Annotated in this window: 18 protein-coding genes; 13 read left to right on the top strand and 5 right to left on the bottom strand. The window is 64.4% G+C overall.

All coding sequences use genetic code 11. The annotated features are described in order from the left end of the window. Positions 1 to 137: 137 nt before the first annotated feature. The 4 genes from cobO to AC04PH_RS03430 are packed head-to-tail and all read left to right on the top strand — an operon-like array spanning position 138 to position 2,131. Positions 138 to 746 carry a cob(I)yrinic acid a,c-diamide adenosyltransferase gene (cobO, locus tag AC04PH_RS03445; RefSeq protein ID WP_483064345.1) on the top strand — a complete coding sequence of 203 codons (609 nt, stop codon included), beginning with the start codon at positions 138 to 140 and terminating at the stop codon, positions 744 to 746. After that, positions 740 to 1,420 (top strand): YrbL family protein, encoded by a 681-nt coding sequence (locus AC04PH_RS03440; protein ID WP_483066142.1) that lies wholly within the window; start codon positions 740 to 742, stop codon positions 1,418 to 1,420. Before cobO ends, AC04PH_RS03440 begins: the two co-directional genes overlap by 7 nt. Position 1,421: 1 nt before the next feature. Further along, complete coding sequence (locus AC04PH_RS03435) at positions 1,422 to 1,766, top strand: Lin0512 family protein (protein ID WP_483064344.1); 345 nt, start codon at positions 1,422 to 1,424, stop codon at positions 1,764 to 1,766. Beyond that, on the top strand, positions 1,763 to 2,131 hold the full coding sequence (locus tag AC04PH_RS03430) for a Lin0512 family protein (RefSeq protein WP_483064343.1): 369 nt from the start codon (positions 1,763 to 1,765) through the stop codon (positions 2,129 to 2,131). The genes AC04PH_RS03435 and AC04PH_RS03430 overlap by 4 nt, the downstream gene beginning before the upstream one ends. 122 nt (positions 2,132 to 2,253) lie before the next feature. Here AC04PH_RS03430 and AC04PH_RS03425 read toward each other — a convergent pair whose 3' ends face one another. Continuing rightward, the gene (locus tag AC04PH_RS03425) at positions 2,254 to 3,897 is read right to left on the bottom strand and encodes a thiamine pyrophosphate-binding protein (RefSeq protein ID WP_483064342.1); all 1,644 of its coding nucleotides are present in this window, start codon (positions 3,895 to 3,897) and stop codon (positions 2,254 to 2,256) included. 122 nt (positions 3,898 to 4,019) lie between these two features. Between AC04PH_RS03425 and AC04PH_RS03420 the strand changes: the two genes are divergently transcribed. Continuing rightward, positions 4,020 to 4,556, top strand: coding sequence for an NADPH-dependent FMN reductase (locus AC04PH_RS03420; RefSeq protein WP_483064341.1), 537 nt, complete (start codon positions 4,020 to 4,022; stop codon positions 4,554 to 4,556). Positions 4,557 to 4,562: 6 nt separating this feature from the next. Here the strand turns inward: AC04PH_RS03420 and AC04PH_RS03415 are convergent, their stop codons facing one another. After that, entirely contained in the window at positions 4,563 to 4,979 is a 417-nt protein-coding gene (locus AC04PH_RS03415) for a VOC family protein (protein ID WP_483064340.1), read from the bottom strand. A gap of 34 nt (positions 4,980 to 5,013) precedes the next feature. Between AC04PH_RS03415 and AC04PH_RS03410 the strand changes: the two genes are divergently transcribed. Further along, positions 5,014 to 5,805, top strand: a complete 792-nt coding sequence (locus tag AC04PH_RS03410) for an HTD2 family dehydratase (RefSeq protein WP_483064339.1) — start codon at positions 5,014 to 5,016, stop codon at positions 5,803 to 5,805. Between the two features lie 46 nt (positions 5,806 to 5,851). Here AC04PH_RS03410 and AC04PH_RS03405 read toward each other — a convergent pair whose 3' ends face one another. Beyond that, positions 5,852 to 6,892 carry an NAD(P)/FAD-dependent oxidoreductase gene (locus AC04PH_RS03405; RefSeq protein ID WP_483064338.1) on the bottom strand — a complete coding sequence of 347 codons (1,041 nt, stop codon included), beginning with the start codon at positions 6,890 to 6,892 and terminating at the stop codon, positions 5,852 to 5,854. Positions 6,893 to 6,940: 48 nt separating this feature from the next. On the opposite strand from AC04PH_RS03405, the gene mnmC2 reads away from it, so the two are divergent. Both mnmC2 and AC04PH_RS03395 read left to right on the top strand, forming a co-directional pair. Beyond that, a complete protein-coding gene (gene mnmC2 / locus AC04PH_RS03400; protein ID WP_483064337.1) occupies positions 6,941 to 7,636 on the top strand; it encodes a tRNA (5-methylaminomethyl-2-thiouridine)(34)-methyltransferase MnmC2 in 696 nt (231 codons plus the stop codon). Beyond that, a complete protein-coding gene (locus AC04PH_RS03395; RefSeq protein WP_483064336.1) occupies positions 7,626 to 8,486 on the top strand; it encodes a DMT family transporter in 861 nt (286 codons plus the stop codon). The genes mnmC2 and AC04PH_RS03395 overlap by 11 nt, the downstream gene beginning before the upstream one ends. A gap of 54 nt (positions 8,487 to 8,540) precedes the next feature. Here the strand turns inward: AC04PH_RS03395 and AC04PH_RS03390 are convergent, their stop codons facing one another. Then, positions 8,541 to 10,634: a lytic transglycosylase domain-containing protein gene (locus AC04PH_RS03390; protein ID WP_483064335.1), complete on the bottom strand. Its 2,094-nt coding sequence runs from the start codon at positions 10,632 to 10,634 to the stop codon at positions 8,541 to 8,543. A 153-nt stretch (positions 10,635 to 10,787) separates the two neighbouring features. Here AC04PH_RS03390 and dapA point away from each other — a divergent pair, with 153 nt between their 5' ends. After that, positions 10,788 to 11,660 carry a 4-hydroxy-tetrahydrodipicolinate synthase gene (gene dapA / locus AC04PH_RS03385; RefSeq protein WP_483064334.1) on the top strand — a complete coding sequence of 291 codons (873 nt, stop codon included), beginning with the start codon at positions 10,788 to 10,790 and terminating at the stop codon, positions 11,658 to 11,660. Between the two features lie 16 nt (positions 11,661 to 11,676). On the opposite strand, the gene AC04PH_RS03380 is transcribed toward dapA, so the two are convergent. Continuing rightward, a complete protein-coding gene (locus tag AC04PH_RS03380; RefSeq protein WP_483064333.1) occupies positions 11,677 to 12,876 on the bottom strand; it encodes a winged helix-turn-helix domain-containing protein in 1,200 nt (399 codons plus the stop codon). A 76-nt stretch (positions 12,877 to 12,952) separates the two neighbouring features. Between AC04PH_RS03380 and smpB the strand changes: the two genes are divergently transcribed. The 4 genes from smpB to AC04PH_RS03360 all read left to right on the top strand — a co-directional run bounded on the left by smpB (position 12,953) and on the right by AC04PH_RS03360 (position 16,054). Then, positions 12,953 to 13,426 (top strand): SsrA-binding protein SmpB, encoded by a 474-nt coding sequence (gene smpB, locus AC04PH_RS03375; protein WP_483064332.1) that lies wholly within the window; start codon positions 12,953 to 12,955, stop codon positions 13,424 to 13,426. A gap of 144 nt (positions 13,427 to 13,570) precedes the next feature. After that, a complete protein-coding gene (locus AC04PH_RS03370; RefSeq protein ID WP_483064331.1) occupies positions 13,571 to 13,861 on the top strand; it encodes a hypothetical protein in 291 nt (96 codons plus the stop codon). 142 nt (positions 13,862 to 14,003) lie between these two features. Further along, positions 14,004 to 14,870, top strand: a complete 867-nt coding sequence (gene sseA, locus AC04PH_RS03365; protein WP_483064330.1) for a 3-mercaptopyruvate sulfurtransferase — start codon at positions 14,004 to 14,006, stop codon at positions 14,868 to 14,870. Beyond that, on the top strand, positions 14,870 to 16,054 hold the full coding sequence (locus tag AC04PH_RS03360) for an amino acid aminotransferase (RefSeq protein ID WP_483064329.1): 1,185 nt from the start codon (positions 14,870 to 14,872) through the stop codon (positions 16,052 to 16,054). The genes sseA and AC04PH_RS03360 overlap by 1 nt, the downstream gene beginning before the upstream one ends. Positions 16,055 to 16,073 lie beyond the last annotated feature (19 nt).

The following is a 16,073-nucleotide window of genomic DNA, read 5'->3' as shown; positions in this document are numbered from 1 at the left end:
CAAATTCCGGGCTGTCCAATTCAATAACCGACCCCTCCACAAATCGTTCCGCGACTGAGTCGGATCGGCCACAGCAACTTGCACCCCGCAATGGTTCCCGCCACAATTCCCCCGACCCGCCCGAAAGGACCTGCACCATGACCGAAGACACCGACCGCCACGCAATGAAGATGGCCAAGAAAAAGGCCGCCCGGGACAAGATCATGGCGACAAAGACCGACAAGAAGGGTCTGATCGTCGTCCACACCGGCAAGGGCAAGGGCAAATCCTCCGCCGCCTTCGGCATGATCTTCCGCTGCATCGCACACGATATGAAATGCGCCGTCGTGCAGTTCATCAAGGGCGGCATGTCGACGGGCGAGCGTGATCTGATCCTCGACAAGTTCTCCGACACCTGCGCGTTCCACACCATGGGCGAAGGTTTCACCTGGGAAACACAGGACAAATCCCGCGACACCGAAATGGCGCAGGCCGCCTGGGCCAAGGCCAAGGAGTTGATCCTGGACGAGACGAACCACATGGTCCTGCTCGACGAGATCAACATCGCAATCCGCTACGATTATGTCGATATTGCCGAGGTCGTCGAATTCCTCGCCACGCAGAAACCCGACATGACCCACGTGGTTCTGACCGGACGCAACGCCCATGACGACCTGATCGAGATCGCCGATCTCGTCACCGAGATGGAACTGGTCAAGCACCCGTTCCGCTCCGGTGTGAAGGCCCAGGTCGGGGTGGAATACTGACCGCCCTGCTCGCACTCGACGCCGCAAGCCAGGTCGCCGCGGGCGTGCAGCGCAGCGTGCATCTGCACCCGAGCGATCCGACCAGACTGATCAAGGTTCTGCGCCCGGATCACACCCGTCCGAAACGCCGCAACTTCAATGGGGTGATGGACCGGCTGTTCCCTTCCACTCGCCTGCGCCAGATCCGCAAGGAATACCGCGAATACCTGCGCTACATGCTCACCCTGCCGCACGCAGATTTTCACGTGCCGATCAGCCATATGGCGGGCTTCGTGCAGACCGATATCGGGCTGGGCTGCGTGACGGAGCGTATCATCGCCCCCGACGGCACCCTCGCACCGACCCTGTCGCACCTGCGAAAGACAGGCACTTTCACCCCTGCCGACCTCGACCTGCTCAATGACACGCTCTCACGCATCATCGAAAGCCACCTGCGGGCGAGCGACATGAACCCCGCGAACTTCGTCTTCGGGCAGCGACACGTCGGCGACACGCTCGGCCCGCGCGAATGTGTGCTGGTCGACGGGTTCGGCGATATCCATGCGATCCCGGTGCGCTCCATGGCGCGCTGGATGAACCGGATCGCTATCCTGGAAAGCTGTGCCAAACTGGCGCGCAACACCGGGCTGCACTGGGACAAATCCACCCGCCGCCTGACCCTGAAGGAGAACTGACATGCCCAAAACCCGCGTCCTCACCGAATTCGGCATGGGCACAAGCCTGCGCCGGCAGGACTATACGCAGGCGACAAAACGCGCGCTGCAGGACGCGCTCTGGCACAACTCGATCAACCTGGCCGAGCTGTTCGGCGCGCCGAAACAGGCGATGCTGATCGACGTGGAGATCGCCGTGCAAAACCCGGATGCCGTCGACACCGACGCCCTGCTGGATATCTTCCCCTACGGCCAGCCCACGATTACCGTCCACAAAGGCGGACTCGACATCCCGCGACCGGACGGCAAGCCCACGGTCATCGCCAATGCAGCGATCAACGTATCGTTCAACATGGAGCGGACATGACCGAAGACCAACGCATCATCATCGAAATAGGCATGGGCAACGACCTGCACGGGATGGACTATCAAAAGGCCGCCGCCCGCGCGATCGAGGATGCGATGCGCCATTCCACCCTGCCGATTTTCGCGACGACAGGTATTTGCCACACCGATATGCGTGTCGCGGTCACCGTCGGCGTGCAGAAGCCCGACAAGCTGGACACGGATGCCCTCGCGGTACTCCTCCCACGCGGCCGCGCAAGCGTGTCGGCGACCTTCGGTGGTCAGAACGTCCACAACCCGCAAACCGGCGACACGGCGGTGATCGCCACCGCTGCGATCGAAGCGTTCCTGCCCGACCAGTCCGCGCATTGGACCGTCACGTCCTGATCGCAGCCCGCTGATCGCAGCCCGGCTTCTTCCGGTTCCAAATACCTCCCGTGCGGAGCACGAAACGCTGGCCCGGACGGGCCTGCAAAACATCATGTGCGCCTGCAAGGCGCTCCACACCGTCAGCCGCGATCAGGGAGGGACGCGCCTGTGGACATGACCCTGGAGTCCAGCACACATTCGATCACCGCGACGGTGCCGCTGTCCTGCGCCCGCGCGAAGGCGTCTGCGAATTGCGCGCCGTCCGTCACCGTCTCGCCGTGCCCGCCATAGGCCCGCGCCAAAGCCGCGAAGTCGGGCGAGCACAGATCGGTCCCCGACACGCGCCCCGGATAGTGCTTTTCCTGATGCATCCGGATCGTGCCGTAGCGGCCGTTGTTCATCACGATCACGATGGGTTTCGCCCCGTGCTGCACCGCCGTCGACATCTCGTTGCAGGTCATCTGGAAACAACCGTCCCCGGCAAGGCAGACCACCGTGCGATCAGGATATTCCAGCGAAGCCGACACCGCCGCCGGGAAGCCGTAGCCCATCGACCCGGAGGTCGGCGCAAGCTGCGTGCCGTACTGCTTGTAGATGAAATACCGGTGCAGCCAGGCCGCATAGTTGCCCGCACCATTCGTCAGTATCGCATCTTCGGGCAGGTTTTCCGACAGCCAGCGGATCACCTGTTCCTGCTTGACCGCGCCGGGGCTTTCCACCGGCACCAGCCAGCTTTCGTAATCGGCGCGACAGGCGGCGATCCAATCCGACCGGTCCGGCGCCTCGACCTCATGAAACCCCGCCCTCAGCGCAGATACCGCGCGCGGTGCTTCTTCCTGCCAGCCGTAGGTCGCGCCATAGACGCGCCCGATCTCACCCGCGTCCGCATGAATATGCAGGATAGTCTTTTCCGGTGCAGCCGGGTCCACCAGCGTGTAACCCTGCGTGGCGATATCCCCGAACCGGGTGCCGATCAGCAGAAGACAGTCCGCCTCACGCACCCGCGCAGCCAGTTTCGGGTTGATACCCACGTTCAGGTCACCGGCGTAATGCGGGTGGCGATTGTCCAAGTAATCCTGCTTGCGGAACGATGCGGCGACCGGAGCCTGCGCGGCCTCTGCCAGGGCAGCCAGATCGTATGACGCTGCCGCACTCCAATGTGGACCACCCACGACGATCAGCGGCCGCTCTGCAGCCAACAGCGCGCTCACGAACACACCCGCGCTGTCCACGGTGCCAGCGGTATCGGGCTGAATCACGCCGGTGAAATCCGGCACATCGACGCTGGTACTCAACATATTCTCGGGCAGCGCCAGCACCACCGGGCCGGGCCTGCCCGACATTGCGACGCGAAACGCCCGCGCGATATATTCCGGCAGCCGTTCGGTCTGATCGACCTGCGCGACCCACTTGGCCAGCCCGCCGAACATCGCGCGATAGTCGATCTCCTGAAAGGTCTCGCGGTCGGTCTGGCGGTTGTCGATCTGCCCCACGAACAGCACCATCGGCGTGCTGTCCTGCATCGCGATATGCACGCCAGCCGATGCGTTCGTGGCACCCGGCCCGCGTGTGACGAAACACACACCCGGCTGGCCGGTCATCTTGCCGTAGGCCTCTGCCATCATCGCGGCACCGCCTTCCTGCCGGCAGACGATGTTCGCGATCCCGCTGTCGTAAAGCCCGTCGAGCGCCGCCAGAAAGCTCTCTCCCGGAACGGAAAACACGCGCCGCACGCCCAGCCTGACCAGCTGATCGGTCAGGATTTTTCCGCCGTGACGTTGCATGGGACCTCCCGTCTTGCTGCCGCGCACAATGTGCCAGCGCAGGCGCACAGGCAAGCACCTTGGCAACCCCGGCCCGGCGACTACGTAAGGTTCAAAGCAAGCCATGCAAAAGGACAGATTACATGACCACGTTACTGGGCATTTCCGGCGCGCTGCGCGCTGCCTCCACCAATACGATGCTACTGCACCACGCCGCGCGCATCTTCGACGCGGACACGTTCGTCGCGGGCGATATCCGCTTTCCGCTCTACGACGGTGATCTGGAAACGGGCGATGGCATCCCCGATGCCGTGCAGACGCTGTCCGATCAGATCGCCGCAGCCGATGCCGTGATCATTTCGACACCGGAATACAACAAGGGCATCCCCGGCGTGCTCAAGAACGCGCTGGACTGGGTCAGCCGCACCGACGGCGCTCCCTGGACAGGCAAGCCCGTGGCGATCATGTCCGCCACCGCCGGGCGCGCGGGCGGTGAACGTGCGCAGACGATGCTGGTCTCCGCACTGGTCCCGTTCCGCCCGCGGCTGGTTCTCGGGCCAGAGGTGCTGGTGGGTCAGAACAGCGGTCAGTTCGACGACGATGGCGCACTGACGAACGAGATCAATCTCAAGGCACTCAAGGCGCTGATGGAGAACCTGAAAGCCGCCATCGCATCCTAGACGACCTTATGCCGTGACACGGTTGGCGACCTCGATCAGATTGCCATCCGGGTCACGCACATAGACCGACAGGATCGGCCCGGTCGCACCGGTCCGCAGCACCGGGCCGTCTATCACCGCGATCCCCGTGGTTCGAAAATGGGCGACCCAGTCGGCGACGGGAGTCGCGGACAGAAAACACAAATCCGCCGTCCCGGGGGCGGGAGAATCTGCGTGCGGCGCAAAAGGTCCTGCGGCGGCATGCAGGTTGATCTTCTGATCCCCGAACGTCAGCGCCGTGCGTGTCGACCCGTCGGCAGGCACGAACCGCTCCGACTGCATACCCAGCACGTCCTCGTAGAACGCCACCGTGGCGTCGATATCGGCCACCGTCAGCACCAGATGATCCAGTGCCGTCACCGCAGGTCCTGTCGCCTTCGCCATTTGCGGCCTCCGCACAATCGTCTATCACCGCAGCATGCCCGATCCGCAAAGCCCCGTGCAAACCCAAACCGATGTGATGGACCCCGCCCGCGCCCGCGCGCTGCAGGCGACACTCGGCCAGACCCCCGATATCGAAAGCGGCGACCCGCTGCCGCCCTTTGCGCATCAGGTCTATTTCTGGGACCCGCAGCCGCCCGCCAATCTGGGCCGCGACGGGCACCCGGCCACCGGCGCGTTCATCCCCGATCTGGGTCTGCCGCGCCGCATGTGGGCCGCCGGTCGGCTGGTGTTTCACAAACCGCTTCTGGCCGGGGTGCGCGCCGAAAAAACCAGCCGCATCGAAAGCGTCACCCGCAAGGAAGGTCGCTCCGGCCCGCTCGCCTTCGTGCGTATCCGCCATGACATCAAACAACGCCATGGCCTCGCCGTCAGCGAATGGCAGGACCTCGTCTATCGCGCGGATGACGCCCCCGCCGCCACGCCACCTGTCGCAAGCCTCGCCGAAACCCATGCCGAACAGGTCAGCTTTACCACGACACAGTTGTTTCGTTACTCCGCACTCACCTTCAACGGCCATCGCATCCACTATGACGAAACATATGCCCGCGAGATCGAAGGCTACGACGGGCTCGTCGTGCATGGCCCATTGCTCGCGCATCTGCTGATGGATCTCGCAAAGCGTCACCTCGGCACGCTCCAGACCTTCGCCTACCGCGCGACCGGTCCGCTGATGCACACCGATACGGCCGACCTGTGTATCAAGGACAGAACGCTCTGGGTCCGTGCCCCCAACGGACGGCAGGCGATGGAGGCGCAGGCGACCTGAAACGCAACTTTCGCATTATCTTGCCAGAAATACTCAAGAAAAACGCCTACAGACTGCGCTCCGGCCGAAAATCGTCCGGCACCCGGTCCACGCCCTCCAGCACCAGATCGGCCATGACCTCACCCACCAGCGGTGCCATCCCGAACCCGATCTTGAAGCCGCCATTGGCGATGAACTCACCGGGTCGGAACGGATGCGCGCCCAGCACCGGCGCGCGACTGCGGCTGCGCGGACGCACCCCGGCCCAGCGCTCGACGACCTTCGCACCGACCAATACCGGAAGCGCCTCCACCGCCCGCGCATGAATATCGTCAAGCTGGCCGTCCGTGCTGCCGGGATCATCGAACGCCCGCTCCGACGTCGACCCGACCGCCACGGTGCCATCGGCATGCGGCACGATATGCAGCCCGTCGGCGAACAGTTGCGGCTGCCCGACAGCGTCATGTTCCAGCAGCAGCGCCTGCCCCTTCACCCCGTTGCCGACCAGCCGGTGATGACGGGCGGTCATCTCTTCCAGACCTCGCCATCCGGTGGCCCAGATCACGCGCCCTTGCGGGTCTGCTGCCGTTGTGATCGCGCCGCCCCGCTCCACGATCGCCCGGGCCAGTGCGGCGACGGCACGCCGCGGGTGGATCAGCGCCGATAGCGTGTCTCGCACGACCAGACTGGTCGGTGACGGCGGCACCCAGTAAGCCCCGCCGTCTACCGCGATCACATCCCACGTCGCGCGGCCCTGCCAGAGTGCTGCGGCGCCGTCAGCGCGCGCCCGCGCCAGCGTGACCGCAGCCACATCCGCCAATGGCTGCAAACGCCCGGTGGGCCGATAGCCCGTATCGACCCCGGTCTCCTGGCTGATCCCGTCCCAGTAGGTCCGTGACAGCAGCAGACTCTCCAGCTGAAACGCCTTCTTTTCATTCCACTGTTCCGGCACATGCGGGGCCAACGCGCCGACGATTCCGCCGCTGGCACCGGCACCGACGCCGCCCGGGTCGATCACCTGCACCGCAGCACCCCGCCGCGCACACGCACAGGCGCAGGCCAGCCCGAAGGCACCTGCCCCCATCACCGTGACATCGACCGTTGCCATTCCGCCCCCCCGTCGCCATTGATGTTCGCGTGCATAAGGCAATCCCGCATGACCGACCAGCCGACAGATATCACCTGGCGCGACAGCCCTTCGGGTCGCATCCCGGTTTCGACCCGCTTCGACGACCCCTATTATTCACTCGATGACGGGCTGGCCGAGACCGCGCATGTGTTCCTTGCCGGCAACGATCTGCCCGCAAGGCTGCGCGACGGATTTCACATCGCCGAACTGGGGTTCGGAACGGGGCTGAACTTTCTGGCCACGCTGCAGATGTGGCAAGCGCGGGACATCGCGGGCCAGCTGCATTTTACCAGCTTCGAGGCGTTTCCGATGCGCCAGGCCGACGCGCGGCAATCGCTATCCGCGTTTCCGCAACTGGCGGATCAGACGGCGGCCTTGCTGCAGCGATGGGACGACATCTTCGACGAACCTGTCGCGATCACACCGCAGGTCACGTTGCAGGTCATTACCGGGGATGCCCGCGATACCCTGCCGCCTTGGCCGGGTGCGGCGGATGCCTGGTTCCTTGACGGGTTTTCGCCTGCCAAAAACCCCGAACTCTGGCAACCGGATCTGATGCAGGTCGTCGCAAGACACACGCGCCCGGGCGGTACTGCCGCTACCTACAGCGCCGCAGGGCACGTCCGCGCAGCACTGACCGGGGCCGGATTTCATGTCAGCCGCCAACCCGGCTTTGGCCGCAAGCGCCACATGACCACAGCATGGCTGCCCGATGCAGAATAATACGCGCGCCGGGATCGCCCTTATGGTCGCGACCACAATCGTGTTTGCCGTACAGGACGGCATCAGCCGCCATTTGGCGGGCGAATACAACGTGCTGATGGTGGTGATGATCCGTTACTGGTTCTTCGCCGCCTTCGTGATCGCCATCGCCAAACGGCAGGCCGGATCGATCAGGCAGGCCGCGGCCACCACGCAACCGGTGCTGCAGATTTTCCGCGGTCTGCTGCTCGCCTCCGAAATCTGTGTCATGGTCGCTGCATTCGTTCTGTTGGGGCTGGTGGAAAGCCATGCGATATTCGCAAGCTACCCGCTGCTGGTCGCGGCCCTGTCGGGGCCGGTTCTGGGTGAACGTGTCGGCTGGCGCCGATGGGCGGCCATCGTCGTGGGTTTCGTCGGCGTCCTGATAATTCTGCAACCGGGTGTGACGGTCTTTACGCCAGCCGCCATCGTTCCGCTGATCGCGGCCTTGATGTTTGCGCTCTATTCGCTCCTGACCCGCTTTGCCGCACGGCGCGACGGGGCCGCGACGTCCTTTTTCTGGACAGGTGTGTCGGGGTCCGCGCTGATGACACTGATCGGCATCTGGTTCTGGGAGCCGATGAGCGCCCCCGACTGGGGCTGGATGGCCGCACTTTGCCTGACCGGCGCGAGCGGGCATTTCCTGCTGATCAAATGTTACGAGATGGCCGAGGCCAGCGCCGTGCAGCCCTTTGCCTATCTGCAACTCGTCTTTGCCAGCATGATCGGATTGGCCGTCTTCGGCGAAACGCTGAAACCCCATGTCGCAATCGGCGCGGCGATCGTCATTGCAGCGGGGCTGTTCACGCTCTTGCGCGCCCGCAGGGCCTGACGCCTGCGGGACGGCGGGCGGGGCGTCGGCGCAGCCGCGCGCCGCACCGCCGTTCTACCCGCCGGGCCGTGAAATCGGCCTGATCCCCGGCACACCGCTTGGTGCCTGTGGTGCGACCGGGGCCGCGACGGCGGGCGCTTCGGGTGCCGTCGATGTCGAGATCGCTGCCGGTTCGACAGCCAGACTGCCATCCTCGCGCGCACGCGGGCGGATCAGCGGCTTTGCCCCGACCAGCAGTTCCGTAAAGCGGTTCGGCCCAGTCTCGCCGGTCAGACGCGCCTCGTAGACCGGGATCGATTCGGTGACGCGCATCACGTAATTGCGAGTCTCGCGAAACGGGATGTGCTCGATCCAGTCGACCACGTCCACTTCGCCCAGCCGCGGGTCGCCGCGTTCGTCCATCCACCGCAAGGGGCGGCTCGGCCCCGCGTTGTAACCGGCAGCCATCTGCACCGGGGAATAGCCGAATTGATCGCGCAATCCGGCCAGATACCGCGATCCGAGAATAGCGTTGTATTCCCAATCACTGGTCAGACGCGGTTTCGCATAGGGCAGCGCCAGCGTGCCAGCGACCTCCTGTGCCGTGGCGGGCATCAGTTGCATCAGGCCAAGCGCGCCGACCGGGCTGCCCGCATCCGCCCTGAATTCACTTTCGCGCCGGGCGATGGACAGGGCCAGCGCCATCGGCACCGGCAGGTCCATCTCCGTCATGTCGTGCAGCGGGAAATAGACCGAGTTCACGACGATCCCGCGCAACGCCGCGGCCTTGCCCAGCAAGACCGCATAATAGCTTTCGTCATTCTGTTGCAGCCACGCCCCCAGCTGCCCGATCCCCTCGGCATCGAGCCTGCGCCCCAACTGCGCGAAAAAGAGCGTCGCGCGGCCCCGTTCATCGGCGGCTAGCAGCGCCAGCGCGGCGCGGGTCAGGTCCGCGTCCATGACGGCGGCACCCTGCCAGTCCTGCGCATCCTCAGCACCGGTCAGCGCCGGGTCATACGCCATCCCCAGCTTTTCCGCCGCCAGCAATCCGTAAAACCCGGTCTGATGCTCCGCCGCACGCGCATAGGCCTCCGCCGCCGCATTGGCATCGCCCAGCGCCGCATGCGCCCGCCCGATCCAGTAACCGGCCCGGCCTTGCGAAATCGGGCTGTCCACGGCGGCGGACAGGTTTTCAAAATGCACGAGCGCCTGCGCCGGATCGTCCAGGTAGCGCAGCGCCAGATACCCCGCAAGCCACTCCAGATCGGCATAGGCGCTGCCGTCGGTCAAAAAGTGCTGCGATGCCAGTTCGTAGGCAGAGGCGATCCGGCCCTCGCGCATCTCCCACCGGGCCAGCGACCGCCGCCAGCCCGACAAGCGAAACGGCTCGCCCAGCGCATCCGCGCTCACCGACCGCTCGCGCAGGATCGCGATGGCATCGGTCCGCTCGCCCCGGTCGGCCAGCCAGTTGTAGCGGTCATAGGCCAGACCGGGATGATCCGAAAGCCGCGTCGGCACTGCCGCCAGCCGCTCCGCCACATCGCCGGTATTGCGGATATAGCCGACGCGCGCCGCCATCAGCGCGCGCTGATCCTCGTCCAGCAGGGGTGCCATCCGCTGCGCGTCGCTGGTGCGCCAGCGCCAGAGCAGCGCATCGGTCCGGGCCGCGTGATACGGCGCAAGCACATCGTCGAAAGCCGCCAGCATCGCCGTCTGCCCACTGTCCGTCAGCCCAAGCGTCAGCCAGGCTGCGACCAGCACCTCTTCAGCCTTGGTATCCTCGCCCAGCATGATCAGGGCCTCGGCGAGCTTGACCGCACCCTGCCCAGTTTCGGGCGCGGCTTCGCCAAAGAAATCCAGCACCGTCGCGGGCGGCAGTCCCTTGGGCATGTCCACTTCTGCGTGCGCGCGAATCCGGTCAAGCCCGGGCCAGTCCGGGCGCGTGGCCAGAAACGCGCGATATTCCGCAAAAACCCCGTCGCCGTCGCGCAGCTTGATCCACTGCACGAGATCGCGCGCGACCGCGTCGTCACCGGCCAGCGTCATGGCACCGGCATAGTCGCCGACATCCGCAGCGACGATCGCCTCCACCGTTTCGGGTGACACCTCCTGCGCAGACACCGGCATGACCGGCAACACAACAGCTAAGACCACGGCTAGAAAACGCATCGACGGCACCACCTTTGCACAAGCGTAACACAGCCTAGCTTCCACCACCGCAATGACAACGCACAAACTTGGCATTTGGCGGAAACACGTCTAGGTTCCGCGCGACTTCGCGCCGGGCCGCTGGGGCCCGCCAGACACAAAAGGAAACGCGTCATGTTCAAGGGATCCATGCCCGCACTTGTCACGCCGTTTACGGACGGCAAAGTGGACCACGATGCGCTGAAAAAACTGGTCGACTGGCATGTCGATCAGGGCAGCCACGGCCTTGTTCCCGTCGGCACCACCGGCGAAAGCCCGACGCTCAGCCATGCCGAACACGATGCGGTCGTCGAAACGGTCGTGCAGGCCGCCGCGGGCCGCATTCCCGTCATCGCCGGTGCCGGGTCCAACAACACGACCGAAACGGTGCGGCTCGTGAAGGCCGCAAAATCCGCGGGGGCCGATGCGGCCCTTGTCGTGACACCCTACTACAACAAGCCGACACAGGCCGGGCTGATCGCGCATTTCACCGCCGCTGCCGACTGCGGGTTGCCGATCATCATCTACAACATCCCCGGCCGCTCTGTCGTCGACATGACACCGGCTACGATGGGCGAACTGGCCAAGCTGGACATGATCGTGGGCGTCAAGGATGCCACCGGCGATCTGGCCCGCGTCCCGCGTCAGCGCATGACCTGCGGCACCGACTTCATCCAGTTGTCGGGCGAGGACGCGACCGCACTCGGTTTCAACGCCCACGGCGGTCAGGGCTGTATCTCGGTCACCGCCAACGTCGCCCCGAAACTCTGCGCCGAATTCCAGAATGCCACGCTCGATGGCGACTACGGCACAGCGCTGACGTTGCTCGACCGGCTGATGCCGCTGCACGAGGCGGTGTTCACCGAACCCGGTCTTGTCGGGGCCAAATATGGCATGTCCTTGCTGGGTCTTTGCAGCGACGATGTGCGGATGCCCCATGTCGGCCTGACCGACGGTACGAAGGAAAAGATGCGTAACGCAATGGTGCACGCGGGATTGCTGAACTGACGGGACAGATGGGGTTTCACCCCACCTTCACCCACCCGTCCACATAGGCGATATCGTCACAGCCGCCGAACCGCGCTGCACGGGCGATCTCTGTCTCCAGCCGCTGCAACCGCCCGGCCCCCATGCGCACACCGCGCTCCGGCCAGAACGCGGTGACGTCCAGTCTGCGCGCCGGGCGGTCGGCCTTCATGTCGATCCGCCCGATCATGCGACAGCCCTCCATCACCGGAAAGACGTAATAGCCGTATTGCCGCTTGGCCTCCGGCACGAATATTTCGATCCGGTAGTGAAAGCCGAACAGACGCTCCGCCCGCTTGCGGTCGCGCAGTGCAGGGTCGAAGGGGGACAGGATGCGCACCCTGTTCAGCGGTGCTACGGGGATATCGCCCATCAGGTCGGGCCGTGCCACGCACCGCCGCAGCTTGCCGTCGACCCCCTCCACATCGACGGGAACGACGCGGCCCTCACCCAGCGCGGTGGTCACCCACGCCTTTGCCTCGACCGACGTCGCGATATCCCAGAATGCCGCCAATTCGCCGCTCGTTGCAAAGCCCAGCCTGTCCAGCGCGGCACTGCAGGCCCAATCAACCGTTTCCTGTTCGTGAAACCGCGCATTCAACTGCTCGGGCGGAATGACCCGTTCGGTCAGGTCGTAGATCTTGCGAAATCCCTCGCGCCGCACGACCGACAACGCGCCCGACCGCCACAGATACTCCAGCGCCGTCTTGGACGGATGCCAGTCCCACCAGCCGCCCTTGCCGCGTTCCTCGCCCTCGCCCACGTCGCTCGACGAGCAGCAGCCATGATCGGTCACATGCCGCAGCACATCGTCGATCTTTGCATGCAGATCGCCGCGGCGCGCCGTGCTCCAGTATCCGGCCAGCCGCTTGGCATCGCGGGCCATCTTCAGCCGCCAATGCGGGAAAAGCGCGATGTCGATGGCGGCCGCATCATGTGTCCAGTGCTCGAATACGGTGCGGTCCCGCGCAAGCGCATGCCCCAGCGCAGGCGGGCGATACTGCTGCCGCCGCGCCCAGAGGATCAGATCATGCGCGCGGGCAAAGGTATTCACGCTGTCCAACTGGACAAACCCCATATGCCCGATGACCCCGGCCAGATCGGCCCCCTTCCCCGTTCCGCTGGGGTTTTGGGACAGCAGATGCCGCTCCAGAAACACGTGCCGCGCGGCGCTGTTTGTCAGGATCGGCACGGTCATGGCTTGGTCCTTATCGCGGTGCACGCCCGGTGCACGCCTTGTGCACGCGTAGTGCATCGCCTATTTGGCGAAGATCATGGCAAAGAAACCGGAAAACAAAAACTACAAAGTCGTCGCCGAAAACCGGCGCGCGCGGTATGACTATGCCATCGAGGACGATCTTGAGGTCGGGATCGTCCTGACCGGGTCAGAGGTGAAATCCCTGCGCATCGGACAGTCCAACATCGCCGACAGCTATGCCTCCGTCGACGACGGCGAACTGTGGCTGACCAATGCCTACATCGCGCCCTACAACCGCGCGATGTTCCCGCACGAAGAACGCCGCAAGCGCAAATTGCTGTGCAGTCGCAAGGAGTTGTCCAAGCTCTGGAACGCGACAAAGCGCGAGGGCATGACCATCGTGCCACTGGTGATGTATTTCAATGATCGCGGTCTGGTGAAGCTGAAGATCGCCACCGCTAAGGGCAAGAAGAACCACGACAAGCGCGCGACCGAGGCCAAGCGCGACTGGGGCCGCCAGAAACAAAGGCTGCTGCGGCACGGCGGCTAAGGCCTCGCAGTTACGGGGAAATCCCGCCCCAAGCTCCCACTCTTGTTTGATCGACCCGACCTGCTACGCTCCGCCGCAGGGTGCCGCTGGGCCGGCAGCACCTGTCAACATCAATGACGGCCCGAAAATAAGGAACTGGGGACAATGGAACAAATCATCGCACAACTCGTCGCGGGTGCGGCTGGCGGTAATGCCGTCGGCGCAGGCGCGAAAGGCCTTTCGCTGGGCACGATCGGCAATACGATCGCTGGTCTGATCGGCGGCCTCGGCGGCGGCCAGATCCTGGGGATGCTGACAGGCGGTGCCGCCGCTGCAGGCGACGCTGCGACCGGCACGGATATGAGCGGGATCATCGGTCAGCTTGTCGGCGGCGGCGCCGGTGGCGCGATCCTGACTGCGGTCGTGGGCTTCATCAAGAACAAGATGGCAGGATAAGGCAAACTGCCGGTTGCACGACGACACGGGCCGGGCCAACGGTGTTCGGCCCGGTCTCGCCTTGCCCGATGCGGCTTGTCACGCCTGCGCGCCCGCGATACTCACGCGGCATGTTTTCGCTTGTATGCCACGGGGGCCGGACATGACATCGTCACTGCAGGACGATCCGCAAACGCTGGTCAGCACCGACTGGCTGGACGCGCATCTCAAGGACCCGGATCTGCGTATCTTCGATGCGTCCTGGTATCTGCCGGGCAGCGACCGCGACGGGCGCGCGGAATACGACATCGCCCATATCCCCGGCGCACGTTTCTTCGATATCGACGAGATCAGCGACCACCGCTCCGAACTGCCGCACACCGTGCCGCCGGTCGAGAAATTCATGTCCCGGATGCGCGCCATGGGTGTGGGCGACGGGCATCAGGTAGTGGTCTATGACGGGGCGGGCCTGTTTTCGGCGGCCCGCGTCTGGTGGCTGTTTCGCCTGATGGGGCAGAAGAATATCGCGGTGCTCGACGGCGGGATGCCGAAGTGGATTTCCGAGGGCCGCAAGATCACTGACGACAAACCGCTGATCCGTGACCGCCACATGACCGTGAGCCGCCAGAACCAGATGGTGCGTGATGTGACACAAGTGGCGCGCGCGGCGAAACTGGGCGATCACGAGATCATCGACGCCCGCGCCGCCGACCGATTTGCGGGTACGGCACCAGAGCCGCGCGCCGGTATGCGCTCCGGCCATATTCCAGGGTCACGCAACGTGCCCTACAGCACGCTGATGAACGCCGACGGCACCATGAAAGACCCCGCCGGTATCCGCACGGTCTTCGAGGGTGCCGGTGTCGACCTGAACAAACCCGCCATTACGACCTGCGGATCCGGTGTCACCGCCGCAATTCTGGCGCTGGCGCTGGAGCGGATCGGCAAGACCGACCACAGTGTCTATGACGGATCATGGTCCGAATGGGGCATGTATGATGATTTACCTATCGCGACAGGAGCAGCCTGATGCTTGAGAACCTGACAGAACAGCCGCCCGACAAAATCCTGGCCCTCATGGCTGCCTATCGCGAGGATCCACGCGATACCAAGGTCGATCTGGGTGTCGGCGTCTACAAGGACGCATCCGGCAACACCCCCGTTATGCGCGCCGTAAAAGAGGCGGAGCGCCGTATCCTCGCAGATCAGTCCAGCAAGGCCTATACAGGGTTGGCGGGCGACCCTGCGTTTTCCGACGCGATGATCGACCTTGTGTTGGGCGATGCCGTGACACGTGACCGTATCGCCGCTGTCGCCACACCCGGCGGCACCGGCGCGATCCGGCAGGCGCTGGAACTGATCAAGATGGCCGCCCCCGGTGCGACCGTCTGGCTTTCCGATCCGACTTGGCCGAACCATCCGTCGATCATCAAGTATCTGGGCATGAAATCCCGCACCTATCGCTATTTCGACAGCGAGACACGCAATGTGGACTACATCGGGATGCTCACCGATCTGGGCGCTGTTTTACCCGGTGACGTTGTGTTGCTGCACGGCTGCTGCCACAACCCGACCGGCGCCAACCTGACCATGCCGCAATGGGATGGTCTGATGAAACTGCTGAAGGAAAAATCCGCGATCCCCTTCATCGACATCGCCTATCAGGGCTTCGGCGACGGGCTGGACACCGATGCCGCCGCGACACGGAAGGTCGTGGGCGCCTTTGAAGAGTGCCTCGTCGCGGCGTCCTGTTCCAAGAACTTCGGCATCTACCGCGAGCGGACCGGCATTCTGATGGCGGTCAGCAAGACCGCCGATGCACAGCCGCTGACGCAAAAGACGCTCGCTTTTCTGAACCGGCAGAACTATTCCTTCCCGCCCGATCACGGGGCACGGGTCGTCACCACGATCCTCAACGACCCTGATCTGCGCGCCGATTGGGAGGCGGAACTCGAAGAGACCCGCAACACGATGCTGGGCCTGCGCAAGCAACTAGCGGATGAGTTGCGCCGCCTGTCGAACTCCGACCGGTTCGATTTCCTTGCCGATCATCGCGGCATGTTCAGCCAGTTGGGCACGACGCCGGAAATGGTCGAGAAACTGCGTGCCGATCACGGGATCTACATGGTGGGCGACAGTCGCATGAACATCGCCGGTTTGAACGAGAAAACCGTGCCGATCCTGGCGAAAGCGATCATTGACGCAGGGATCTGACAGACCCGCCCCGCTTGCC

The sequence above is a fragment of the Yoonia sp. KMU-150 genome, from assembly GCF_056858355.1.
The sequence above is the reverse complement of the archived record's forward strand: the minus strand, read 5'-3'. Positions and strand labels throughout refer to the sequence as shown.

What these genes read in the sequence shown, in the direction of transcription:
- AC04PH_RS03390 (WP_483064335.1), bottom strand. Translation starts at nt 10,634, where the DNA reads ATGCGTTTTCTAGCCGTGGTCTTAGCTGTTGTGTTGCCGGTCATGCCG.
- mnmC2 (WP_483064337.1), top strand. Translation starts at nt 6,941, where the DNA reads ATGACCGACCAGCCGACAGATATCACCTGGCGCGACAGCCCTTCGGGT.
- AC04PH_RS03395 (WP_483064336.1), top strand. Translation starts at nt 7,626, where the DNA reads ATGCAGAATAATACGCGCGCCGGGATCGCCCTTATGGTCGCGACCACA.
- AC04PH_RS03420 (WP_483064341.1), top strand. Translation starts at nt 4,020, where the DNA reads ATGACCACGTTACTGGGCATTTCCGGCGCGCTGCGCGCTGCCTCCACC.
- dapA (WP_483064334.1), top strand. Translation starts at nt 10,788, where the DNA reads ATGTTCAAGGGATCCATGCCCGCACTTGTCACGCCGTTTACGGACGGC.
- AC04PH_RS03430 (WP_483064343.1), top strand. Translation starts at nt 1,763, where the DNA reads ATGACCGAAGACCAACGCATCATCATCGAAATAGGCATGGGCAACGAC.
- AC04PH_RS03435 (WP_483064344.1), top strand. Translation starts at nt 1,422, where the DNA reads ATGCCCAAAACCCGCGTCCTCACCGAATTCGGCATGGGCACAAGCCTG.
- AC04PH_RS03405 (WP_483064338.1), bottom strand. Translation starts at nt 6,892, where the DNA reads ATGGCAACGGTCGATGTCACGGTGATGGGGGCAGGTGCCTTCGGGCTG.
- AC04PH_RS03415 (WP_483064340.1), bottom strand. Translation starts at nt 4,979, where the DNA reads ATGGCGAAGGCGACAGGACCTGCGGTGACGGCACTGGATCATCTGGTG.
- AC04PH_RS03410 (WP_483064339.1), top strand. Translation starts at nt 5,014, where the DNA reads ATGCCCGATCCGCAAAGCCCCGTGCAAACCCAAACCGATGTGATGGAC.
- cobO (WP_483064345.1), top strand. Translation starts at nt 138, where the DNA reads ATGACCGAAGACACCGACCGCCACGCAATGAAGATGGCCAAGAAAAAG.
- AC04PH_RS03360 (WP_483064329.1), top strand. Translation starts at nt 14,870, where the DNA reads ATGCTTGAGAACCTGACAGAACAGCCGCCCGACAAAATCCTGGCCCTC.
- sseA (WP_483064330.1), top strand. Translation starts at nt 14,004, where the DNA reads ATGACATCGTCACTGCAGGACGATCCGCAAACGCTGGTCAGCACCGAC.
- AC04PH_RS03370 (WP_483064331.1), top strand. Translation starts at nt 13,571, where the DNA reads ATGGAACAAATCATCGCACAACTCGTCGCGGGTGCGGCTGGCGGTAAT.
- AC04PH_RS03380 (WP_483064333.1), bottom strand. Translation starts at nt 12,876, where the DNA reads ATGACCGTGCCGATCCTGACAAACAGCGCCGCGCGGCACGTGTTTCTG.
- smpB (WP_483064332.1), top strand. Translation starts at nt 12,953, where the DNA reads ATGGCAAAGAAACCGGAAAACAAAAACTACAAAGTCGTCGCCGAAAAC.
- AC04PH_RS03425 (WP_483064342.1), bottom strand. Translation starts at nt 3,897, where the DNA reads ATGCAACGTCACGGCGGAAAAATCCTGACCGATCAGCTGGTCAGGCTG.